Source organism: Roseovarius gaetbuli (assembly GCF_900172365.1).
Taxonomy (GTDB): domain Bacteria; phylum Pseudomonadota; class Alphaproteobacteria; order Rhodobacterales; family Rhodobacteraceae; genus Roseovarius; species Roseovarius gaetbuli.
The window spans coordinates 1-786 of sequence record NZ_FWFJ01000138.1; the positions used below are offsets into that span (position 1 = coordinate 1).

1 pseudogene is annotated in these 786 nt (G+C 56.4%); it reads left to right on the plus strand.

The features are described from left to right. Nucleotides 1-726: pseudogene (locus ROG8370_RS19970) on the plus strand (transposase); the annotation flags it as partial. Nucleotides 727-786 lie beyond the last annotated feature (60 nt).

Below are 786 nucleotides of genomic sequence, written 5' to 3' on the forward strand. Positions count from 1 at the left end.
TTCAGTTATTCCGACAACTACCTGATCGATACGGATCATGGCGTCATTGTTGATGTCGAGGCGACAAGGTCGATCCGGCAAGCAGAGGTTGGGTCGACAAAGACGATGCTGAAGCGGGTCAAAGAGACGTTCGAGCTGCACCCCGAGCGCCTGATCGCAGACACCGCCTACGGCACTGGTCCGATGTTGGGTTGGCTGGTGGAACGCAAGATTGCACCGCATATCCCGGTGATCGACAAGGCCAAGAGGGCGGAAGGCATATGGTCCCGTGATGATTTCGAATGGGATCCGGAGAATGACCGATACATCTGCCCTGAAGGCCACGACCTCAAGCAATTCCGCCGTAACTATTCTGACCCAAACCGGGGCCCGACTGGCAAGGGCACAATGCGATACCGCGCCCTTAAACTGACGTGTCAGGCTTGTCCCTCGAAAGCAAAATGCTGCCCGGATACGGACACCAGAACGATCAGCCGTGAACAAGACGAAGACGCCCGCCAGGTCGCACGAGACATTGCCAAGACCCGCCAATACGACATCTCGATGAAGCTCCGAAAGAAGGTTTAGATGCTCTTTGCGCATCTCAAACGCATCCTCGGGCTCGGACGGCTCCGATTGCGCGGCCCATGCGGCGCAAAAGACGAATTCCTCCTCGCCGCAACCGCCCAAAACCTTCGCAAACCAGCCAAGATCTTTCCTGCACCGCAGCAAACGCCCAAAGCCTGATAAGAAAGGCACTCGCGCCCACATTTGGATGCTACTTTCTGCACCAGAAACACGGTGCTT